The sequence below is a fragment of the Amycolatopsis sp. NPDC104775 genome, from assembly GCF_055583325.1.
Map to the genome: position 1 here is coordinate 357,749 of NZ_JBVJOE010000004.1, position 8,681 is coordinate 366,429.

Below are 8,681 nucleotides of genomic sequence, written 5' to 3' on the forward strand. Positions count from 1 at the left end.
AGGTGGTGGAGCGGTTTGTCTGGTTGGGTTGACGTCTCTGCTGTGGCGGGAGGCGGGGGCGTTGGCAGGTGGTGGAGCGGTTTGTCTGGTTGGGTTGACGTCTCTGCTGTGGCGGGAGGCGGGGGCGTTGGCAGGTGGTGGAGCGGTTTGTCTGGTTGGGTTGACATCTCTGCTGAAGGCAGGCAGCGGAGCGGCTGACCGGTCGTGCTGAAACACCCGCCGAGGACCAAGGCACGGGCGGAGGGCTTGGCGGTGCGGTGATTCGCTCGCCGAGCGGAGTTGAGCGGGTGGATTCGGCTGAAACCACGGCAGCGCAATGGCTCTGGGGCAGCCGTGCCGTGACCTCGCGACGAAGCCGCTGGCCGCATTGACGTCGTCCGCGCGGCGGGGAGCTCTGCTTGCCGAGCGAAGACAGCGGTGGAGCGGCTCGACCGGTTGGCGTTGAGACCTCCCCTGGAGGCGAGGCGCGGGCGATGGTTTTGGTGGGGTGCTTCGGCTGCGGGCTGTAGCCATCGGCGCGATGCCAAGGCTGCGGGCAGTAGCCGCCAGCACGATGACGAGGCGGAGACGAGGTGCGCGCGCGGGCGGAAACCCTGCCTGATCGGGCACAGCACCGGTCACCGAGGTCCGAGCCGATGGGCGTGTGCGGCAACCGAGGCGACCAACTGCGGTAAGCAGAACCGAAGCCGACGTGGCCAAGACCGGCGAGGCGAGCCAGCGAACCCGCAGCGCAAAAGAAAACGCGGGGGACGCTATCACAACGTCCCCCGCGTAAAAACCCGCTCAACCCGCCCGAAAGCGTCAGTCCGAAGTGGACTCCGCTCCGCCAGGCGCGTCGTTGCCGCGTTCCATCGCGGAGTGGCGTTTGCCGTAGGCGAAGTAGATCGCCATGCCGATCACGAACCAGATCGCGAAGCGCAGCCAGGTTTCCGGCTTGAGGAACGTGATCAGCCAGATCGAGAACACGACCCCGATGACCGGCACCACCGGCATGCCCGGCGTCTTGAACGTGCGCGGCAGGTCGGGGCGCTTGTAGCGCAGCACGATCACCGCGACGCACACGACCACGAAGGCCAGCAGGATGCCGATGTTCGTCAGTTCCGCGGCCTCGCCGATCGGCAGCACCCCGGCGATCAAGGCTGAAGCGGCTCCCAGGATCCAGGTGATTCGCGAGGGGACCTTGCGCACCGGATGGGTTTTCGAGAACCACTTCGGCAGCAGGCCGTCGCGGCTCATCGAGTAGCCCACGCGGGTCGCGCCCATCAAGAACGTGAACAGGACCGTCAGGATGCCGATGATGGCACCGACCGCGATGATCGCGCCCAGCCAGCCGAGGCCGACCTTCGCGAACGCGCTCGAGAACGCTGCTTCCGGGTTGATGTCCGTGTACTTCACCATGCCGGTCAGGACCAGGCAGGCCAGCACGTACAGCACCATCGAGATCGCCAGCGAGTAGATGATCGCCTTCGGCATGTGCTTCTGCGAGTCCTGCGATTCCTCGGCCGCGGTGGACATCGCGTCGTAGCCGAAGACCGCGAAGAACACTGTCGCCGCGCCGGTGAACGCGCCGCTGAGGCCGAACGGGAAGAAGTTGCTGTAGTTGCCGCTTTGGATGTGGAAGGCGCCGACCACGATCACCAGCAGCACCAGGCCGACCTTGAGGTACACCAGCAGCGTTTCGAAGCGCGCCGCGTTCTTCATGCCCTGGTTCAGGATGAACGCGATCAGCAAGCACAACAGCACCGCGAACAGGTTGACCTTGTAGGACCCCGGTTCGACGCCCGCCGGTTCCGTCCCCGGCGCGCCGGACATCCAGTGCGGCAGGGAGACGTGCAGGAAGCCCAGCAAATCGTTGAAGTAGCCGGAAATCCCGATCGCCACCACGGACACGATCGCGGTGTACTCCAGCAGCAGGTCCCAGCCGATGAACCAGCCGACGATCTCGCCGAGCACCGCGTAGCCGTAGGTGTAGGCGGAGCCCGCGCGCGGGATGAGCCCGGCGAACTCGGCGTAGGAGAACGCCGCCGCCGCGCTCGCGATGCCCGCGATCAGGAACGAGATCAGCACGGCCGGGCCCGCGGTCTTGTTCGCGACCGCACCGGCGAGGGAGAAGATGCCCGCGCCGATGATGCCGCCGACGCCGATCGCGGTCAGCTGCCGCAAGCCGAGTGTGCGCTGCAGGCCGCTTTCGACGGCCTGCTCGATGGTTTCGATCGGCTTCCGCCGGAAGATCCCGGACCCGGAGCCCAGGTTAGGGCCGCCGCGCGGAGCTGACATCGAGGTCTCCTCAGACTGGTGGTTCGCCGGGCCCGGGTTCCGGGCCCTGGCAGGGCACCGTACCCGGAGGCGCCCCGCCTGTCACCGACTCCGCAGTGTGACGATCTCGCCGGCTCGGGTCACCCGGTCGCCGAGTCGTCCTCGACGTCGCTGACCGTGGGCGCCGGGCGGGCGGCCGTGCGGACCGCGCCCGCGGCGAAGAAGGCGAGCAGCTCCGCGACCTCGGCCGGGCCGTCCAGCTGCGGGCAGTGGCCCCAGTCCTCCCGGACGACCAGCCTGCTGTGCGGCACCAGGGTGTGCAGCTTCCGCCCGGACGCGGCCGTCACGAGCTTGTCCTTGCCGCACGCGACCGCGAGCAGCGGGATCTGGATCTGGTCGAGCCGGTAGGCGTCGGCCAGCTCCGCGACGAGCTGCCGGGCCTGTTCGAGCCGGGACGTGGTGGCCCGGTAGTCGGGGAAGAGCGTGGTGAACCGGCGGACCTGGCTCGCGTCCGCCTGGCGCGAATCGGCGTAGAGGATCCGGGGGACGAGTTGTTCGGCGACCGCGCGGACCAGGAAACCCGGCACCGGCAACGGAAGCGAGGAGTACAGCCGCAGCGGCAGCGGGTTGCGGCCGACCGTGCGCACCAGCCACGAGTCGACGAAGCCGGGCGCGGCGATCGACACCACGCCCGCGGTCGGGAGCCGGTGGTTCTGCGCCGCGCGCAGGCTCATCGTGCCGCCGAGCGAGTTGCCCGCGAGCACCACTGGGCCGAGCACGGCCTGTTCGCGCACCACCGCGGCGGTGAACGCGTCGAGCTGCGGCAGCATCGGGCCGGGGCGCAGCGGCTGCGCGTCGCCGAAGCCGGGAAGGTCGACCGCGACCGCGGCGATGCCCGCCTCGGCTAGTTCTCCGAGTACCGGACGCCACGTGTCGGCACTGTCGCAATACCCGTGGAGCAACACCAGCCGGGGCGCGCGGGGTTTCCCGGAGCCCTTGCGGCGCGTGCGCTTGGGTGCAGGCGCCTCGGCGATGGCCGGTCCGACCTCCAGCACGCGGGTGCGCATGCCGGCGAAGCGCCGGAACGATTCCCGGATCGCCTCCGGTCCGGCGGGGTCCCGGCCGCCCCGGCCGACCGGGACTGGCCGCTGCGTCGCGGTCATGTTCTCCAGGTTAACCGCCCAAGGTCGACTTCTGGTGGAACTTTGGGGGTCACTATCTGATTGCGAAGCTGGGGTGTTGACGATTCACCGGATAGCGGGTAAAAGCGTTGGCCTGGGCTCGCTCGGAGAGCAAAAGCCCAGGCCAGCGCGGTGCGACCGGGTTCAGCGGGTGAAGACGATCTTGCCCGCGGTCTCCCCGGCGGCCATCGCGGCGAATCCGGCGGGGGCCTCCGTCAGGGGGAGCTCCGTGCCGATCTGCGGCTTGATGCCCTTCAGATCGAGGTAGGCGAGCAGGTCGGCGAGCTCGTCGCGGGTGCCCATGGTCGAGCCGAGGACGCGCAGCTGCAGGAAGAACACCCGCTGCAGGTCGGCCGACGGGTCCGGCCCGCTGGTCGAACCGGACACCACGACCACGCCGCCCGGCTTGAGCGATTTGAGCGTGTGCCCCCAGGTCGCCTTGCCGACCGTCTCGAACACCGCGTCCACCCGCTCGGGCAGCCGCGCGCCGGATTCGAACGCCTGGTGCGCGCCGATGCTCTCGGCCAGCGCGCGCTTCTCCTCGGTCCGCCCGGTGACCCACACCCGGAACCCGGCCGCGCGGCCGAGCGCGATCAGCGCGGTCGACACGCCGCCGGACGCGCCCTGCACCAGCATCGTCTGGCCGGGACGCAGACCCGATTTCACGAACAGCATCCGGTACGCGGTGAGCCACGCGGTGCCCATCGTCGCGCCCTCGGCGAAGCTGAGCCCGGCCGGCTTCGGCACCGCGTTGCGGGCCGGGACCACGACCTGGTCGGCGAACGTGCCCTGGTATTTCTCGGTGAGCAGAGTGCGCTTCGGGTCGAGCGTGTCGTCGCCCTGCCAGCCCGGCGCGTTGATCACCGAATGCAGCACGACCTCGGTGCCGTCGTCGAGCGTTCCCGCTCCGTCGCAGCCGAGGATCATCGGGAACTGGTCTGCCTTGATGCCGACGCCGCGCAAGGTCCACAGGTCGTGCATGTTCAGGCTGGCGGCTTTGACGTGCACCCGCACCCAGCCTTCGGGCACTTCGGGTTCCGGCCGCTCGCCGACGACCAGCGAATCGAGCGGGGACTCGGCGTTGGGTTCCTGCGCGTATACGGCGAACATGGCAGCAACCTACCTGCCCTGCCCGGCCCCGCGCAGGCGAGCGCGCGTAGGCTCACATTCGTGTTCGAGGGGCTGGCCAACTGGTGGGACGGGGTCGAGCTGTGGCTCGCCCAAGCCTGGTTCCCGGTGCAGTTCGTGCTGGTGATGGCGGTGCTCGTGCCGCTGTGCCTGCTCGCCGCGTGGGCTATCGACAAGCTGGTCGAACGCTTCGGCCGGTGGTTCGGCACGGCCCGTGACGACGACGGTCCCGGCCGCTCCTAAGCTGGCACACCATGGTCAACCGTAGGCGGATCACCGCTGCGCTCGTCGGTCTCCTCGTGCTGGTGCTCGGCGGGTGGCTCGTCAAGGAAACCGCCGGGTCCTCGGATTCGCCGGCGCCCGCGTCCTCCTCGGGCGCTCCCGCCGCCGCTTCCGGGAAGGTGCCGGGGGCCGATTCGAAGCTGCCGGTCAAGCCGCTGTCGTCGCTGCCGCCGCAGGCGAAGGACACGTGGAACCTGATCCAGAAGGGCGGGCCGTACCCGTATCCGCGCAATGACGACGTCGTCTTCCAGAACCGGGAGAAGGTGCTGCCCGCGGAGAAGAACGGCTACTACCACGAATACACCGTGAAGACGCCGGGCAGCCCGGACCGGGGCGCGCGGCGGCTGATCACGGGGGCGGGGAAAGAGTTGTATTACACAGCGGATCATTACGCGTCGTTCGTCGTCGTGGACCCCGCGCGGTGAGCGGGGAGACGGCGCGGGCCGCGGCGGACGCGGCTTTCGCGCGCGGGGCGTACCCGCATCAGGTCGACGGGACGCGGACGCTGGACAAGCTGTCGACGCTGGACGCGATCGGCGAGGCGCTGTCTTTCCCGTCGTATTTCGGGCGGAATCTGGACGCGCTGTACGACATGCTCACGGATTTGTCGTGGCTGCCGGCCGGCGAGCACGTGCTGATCTGGGCCGGGTCGGACGCGTTGAAGACGGCCGAGCCCAAGGCTTACCTGGCGGTGCGGAGCGTGCTGTCGGACGCGCAGCGGGCGATGGGCTCCGGCGCGCGGCGGCTGACGTTGGTGCTGGTGGATTCCTGACGCCGGTGCGGGGAACCCGGATCGAGGCTCCCCGCACCGCCGGTGTCAGTCCTGCGGGACCCAGTTCGGCTTGCGCTTCTGGGCGAAGGCCAGGATGCCTTCCTGTCCTTCTTCGCTGGCGAAGAAGCCCGCGGAGAGGGCGTTCATGTCGGCGAAGCCTTCGGCCGGGGTGGCCGGGCGCGGGCGGGCCAGCAGTTCCTTTGTGGCGGCCAGGGCTTTCGGGCCGCCCAGGGTCAGCGACTTGAGGTAGCGCTGGACGGTCTCGTCCAGCTCTTCGGCCGGGACGCAGGCGTTCAGCAGGCCGATCTCCACCGCGCGCTTCGCGTCGAAGACGTCGCCGGTCAGGAAGAGTTCGTGCGCGGCCCGGGCGTTCAGCCGCGGGAGGACGGTCAGGCTGATGACCGCCGGGATGACGCCGATCCGGACTTCCGAGAAGGCGAAGGTCGCTTCCGGGACCGCGACCGCGATGTCGCAGGCGGCGACCATGCCGATGCCGCCGGCGCGCGCCGGGCCGGCCAGCCGCGCGACGACCGGTTTCGGGCTCGTCCACAGCTGGTCCAGGATCTGCGGGAACTCGTTCACGCCCTGGTCGGACGAACCGGCGCCGCGGGCTTCCTTCAAGTCCATGCCCGCGCAGAACACCGGGCCGGTGTGGGTCAACTGCACCACGCGCACCGCGTCGTCCTCGCGAGCCTTGGTCAGCGACTCGCTCAGTTCCCGCCGCAGCTGCGCCGAGAGCGCGTTGCGGTTGTGCGGGGAGTCCAGGGTGATCGTGGCGATGCCGGCCGCCACCTCGTAGTGCACCAGTTCGTCAGCCATGCCTGACACTTTCGCATACCGCCGGTCCGGAAGCGGGTGTGAAGTTCATGCACGAAAACACGTGCACGAAAACTCGTGCACCGCTACCGTGGGGGCATGGCAGAACCTCGCACCGCTGACTTGAAGGCACTCAAGGCGCTCGCGAACCCGCTGCGGCAGCGGATTCTCGAGCTGCTGTCCGCGTCCGGACCGGCGACGTCGACGACGCTGGCCGAGCGGCTGGGCGTGACCAGCGGCGGGACGAGTTACAACCTGCGGGTCCTGGCGGAGAACGGGTTCGTCGAGGAACTTCCCGAACGCGCGCGCGGGCGGGAACGCTGGTGGCGCGCGGTGCCGCACGACCTGCGGCTGCCGCCCGCGGACGAGCAGGACGATCCGGCGAAGGCGGCGATCGGCGAACTGCACCGGTTGTGGCTCGCGGGCGACACCGAACTGTACGAGCGGTTCGAGCGCGAACGTCCGCGGCTGGGGGAATGGGCGGACGCGATTCCGTACTCGCGCGGCGCGATCACCGTGACGCTGGACGAGCTAGGGGACTTCTTCGAGGCGTATCTCGCCTTGCTGCGGCGGTATCAGCGGCCGGACGACGAGACGCCGGAAGGCGCGCGCCGGATCGAGACGCGGATGCTCGCGTTCCCGGCGCCGGGCGGAGGGGAGGCCGTCCAGGACTGAATCCGGGGAAGGCCCTGGGTGCCGAGCGGCCACTCGGCACCCAGGAATAAGGGAAAACGCGCACGATCTCCCGAAGCAAGGAGAACACTTCATGCTGCCCTGGGGCAAATCGCGGCTCGCCGCCGCGATCCTCGCGCTGGGCTCGGTCCTTCCGGCCGCCCAGCCAGTACAAGCTCAACCGTCCGCTGAGGTCGTCTTCACCGGCTCTGGCGGAATCACGTTGCACGGCACGGTATTCCGGCCGCCCGGACCGGTGAAGTCCGCGATCGTCCTGCAAGGCGGGTCGGACTGGCGGACGCGGGACAACCTGCGAGTACAAGCCGAGATGTTCACGCGGATCGGCGTCACGACGCTCGTGTACGACCGGCGTACCAGCGGCTATTCCAAGACCCAGCGCGATTACGGCGTGCTGGCGGACGATCTGGTCGCCGCGGCGCGCGCGTTGCGGGCGCAAGCGGGAGCGAAGGAGGTCGGCGTCTGGGGAGTCAGCGAGGGCGCGTGGGTCGCGCCGCTCGCGGCGACTCGGGCACCGGACATCTCGTATGTGATCACCGTCGGCGGATCCGGGTTGGGCGGAGCCCGCCAGACCTCGTGGTACTGGGGGAATGTCCTTCGCCACCAAGGGATTTCCGGTTCGCTGTTGACGACACTGCCGGTGCAGGGGACGCGGTTCGCGGTCGGGGCGGGGCTGTTCCCCGAGGCGGATTACGACCCGGTTCCGGTGTTGCGGCGGCTGAAACAACCGATCCTGGCGTTGTGGGGTGATCTCGACATCAACCACGCGCCCGTCGAAAGCTCGCGGATCTTCGCGGACGCACTGGCCGCGAACCCGAACCACACGGTCCGGTTCATCGCGGGCGGCGGGCCGGATCTGTACGCGACCAGCGATGCCGGATTCGATCGGCTTCCTCGGGTCGTGCCGGGTTATCCAGCAGCGGTCGCGGAGTGGCTGGCGGATCGCCAGGGCGTGCACGTCGAGACCGCGGCCTTCAGCCAGCGGCCGACGGAAGCGCTCCGACCGTTGGCATGGTGGGAATCTGTTACGGCGCAAGCGATTGCGCTCGCTCTGTTGCTGGGCGGGTTCATGGTCGGCGGCGTAGTTGCGTTGGTGCGCCGCCGGGGGACTAGGCCGTCGCGGTGGCTGGCCGGGCTGGGGACGGCGACCGTCGCCGGGTTCGTCGGATTGCTCGGCTGGGCGCAGATGTCCGGGATGAAGGACTTCGGACCGGTCGTCGGCGGACGGCCGCTGCCGTGGCTGGCGCTGCAAGCGCTGGCGGTCGCGACGGTGGTGGCGTGGGCGATAACCCTTGCGGGGCTGCGGAAACCGGACCGGCGGCGCGGGACGGCCGCACCGCTTGTGGCGGGGCTGGTGTTCGTGCCGTGGGCGGTCTACTGGGGACTGTTGCTGCCGTGAAACCGGGTGCGGGGGGGGGGGGGGGGGGGGGGGGGGGGGGGGCGGGGGGGGGGGGGGGGGTGGGGGGGGGGGGTGTTTTGTTTTGTGTGTGTGGGGGTGTTGGGGGGGGGGGCGGGGGGGGGGGGGACACACACCAAACGAAAACCCCCCCCCCCCG

The 8,681-nt window shown here is 69.7% G+C and carries 9 protein-coding genes; 5 read left to right on the plus strand and 4 right to left on the minus strand.

What is annotated here, in order from left to right; translation table 11 throughout:
* Positions 1–801: 801 nt before the first annotated feature.
* The 3 genes from ACZ63D_RS20110 to ACZ63D_RS20120 all read right to left on the minus strand — a co-directional run bounded on the left by ACZ63D_RS20110 (position 802) and on the right by ACZ63D_RS20120 (position 4,547).
* Positions 802–2,277 (minus strand): amino acid permease, encoded by a 1,476-nt coding sequence (locus tag ACZ63D_RS20110; protein WP_465355828.1) that lies wholly within the window; start codon positions 2,275–2,277, stop codon positions 802–804.
* Positions 2,278–2,396: 119 nt separating this feature from the next.
* The gene (locus ACZ63D_RS20115) at positions 2,397–3,419 is read right to left on the minus strand and encodes an alpha/beta fold hydrolase (RefSeq protein ID WP_465355829.1); all 1,023 of its coding nucleotides are present in this window, start codon (positions 3,417–3,419) and stop codon (positions 2,397–2,399) included.
* 162 nt (positions 3,420–3,581) lie between these two features.
* Entirely contained in the window at positions 3,582–4,547 is a 966-nt protein-coding gene (locus ACZ63D_RS20120; RefSeq protein ID WP_465355830.1) for a zinc-binding dehydrogenase, read from the minus strand.
* 60 nt (positions 4,548–4,607) lie between these two features.
* On the opposite strand from ACZ63D_RS20120, the gene ACZ63D_RS20125 reads away from it, so the two are divergent.
* From ACZ63D_RS20125 to ACZ63D_RS20135, 3 genes are read left to right on the plus strand one after another with little or no spacing between them, the layout of a single operon-like run.
* Positions 4,608–4,808, plus strand: coding sequence for a hypothetical protein (locus ACZ63D_RS20125; RefSeq protein WP_037813693.1), 201 nt, complete (start codon positions 4,608–4,610; stop codon positions 4,806–4,808).
* 11 nt (positions 4,809–4,819) lie between these two features.
* The gene (locus ACZ63D_RS20130; RefSeq protein ID WP_465355831.1) at positions 4,820–5,272 is read left to right on the plus strand and encodes a guanyl-specific ribonuclease; all 453 of its coding nucleotides are present in this window, start codon (positions 4,820–4,822) and stop codon (positions 5,270–5,272) included.
* On the plus strand, positions 5,269–5,619 hold the full coding sequence (locus tag ACZ63D_RS20135) for a barstar family protein (protein ID WP_465355832.1): 351 nt from the start codon (positions 5,269–5,271) through the stop codon (positions 5,617–5,619). Before ACZ63D_RS20130 ends, ACZ63D_RS20135 begins: the two co-directional genes overlap by 4 nt.
* 45 nt (positions 5,620–5,664) lie before the next feature.
* On the opposite strand, the gene ACZ63D_RS20140 is transcribed toward ACZ63D_RS20135, so the two are convergent.
* A complete protein-coding gene (locus ACZ63D_RS20140; protein WP_465355833.1) occupies positions 5,665–6,438 on the minus strand; it encodes an enoyl-CoA hydratase family protein in 774 nt (257 codons plus the stop codon).
* A 96-nt stretch (positions 6,439–6,534) separates the two neighbouring features.
* Here ACZ63D_RS20140 and ACZ63D_RS20145 point away from each other — a divergent pair, with 96 nt between their 5' ends.
* Positions 6,535–7,110: an ArsR/SmtB family transcription factor gene (locus tag ACZ63D_RS20145; protein WP_465355834.1), complete on the plus strand. Its 576-nt coding sequence runs from the start codon at positions 6,535–6,537 to the stop codon at positions 7,108–7,110.
* A 91-nt stretch (positions 7,111–7,201) separates the two neighbouring features.
* Entirely contained in the window at positions 7,202–8,524 is a 1,323-nt protein-coding gene (locus ACZ63D_RS20150; protein WP_465355835.1) for an alpha/beta hydrolase family protein, read from the plus strand.
* The last annotated feature ends 157 nt before the right edge of the window (positions 8,525–8,681 follow it).

What these genes read in the sequence shown, in the direction of transcription:
- ACZ63D_RS20110 (WP_465355828.1), bottom strand. Translation starts at nt 2,277, where the DNA reads ATGTCAGCTCCGCGCGGCGGCCCTAACCTGGGCTCCGGGTCCGGGATC.
- ACZ63D_RS20115 (WP_465355829.1), bottom strand. Translation starts at nt 3,419, where the DNA reads ATGACCGCGACGCAGCGGCCAGTCCCGGTCGGCCGGGGCGGCCGGGAC.
- ACZ63D_RS20120 (WP_465355830.1), bottom strand. Translation starts at nt 4,547, where the DNA reads ATGTTCGCCGTATACGCGCAGGAACCCAACGCCGAGTCCCCGCTCGAT.
- ACZ63D_RS20130 (WP_465355831.1), top strand. Translation starts at nt 4,820, where the DNA reads ATGGTCAACCGTAGGCGGATCACCGCTGCGCTCGTCGGTCTCCTCGTG.
- ACZ63D_RS20140 (WP_465355833.1), bottom strand. Translation starts at nt 6,438, where the DNA reads ATGGCTGACGAACTGGTGCACTACGAGGTGGCGGCCGGCATCGCCACG.
- ACZ63D_RS20145 (WP_465355834.1), top strand. Translation starts at nt 6,535, where the DNA reads ATGGCAGAACCTCGCACCGCTGACTTGAAGGCACTCAAGGCGCTCGCG.
- ACZ63D_RS20150 (WP_465355835.1), top strand. Translation starts at nt 7,202, where the DNA reads ATGCTGCCCTGGGGCAAATCGCGGCTCGCCGCCGCGATCCTCGCGCTG.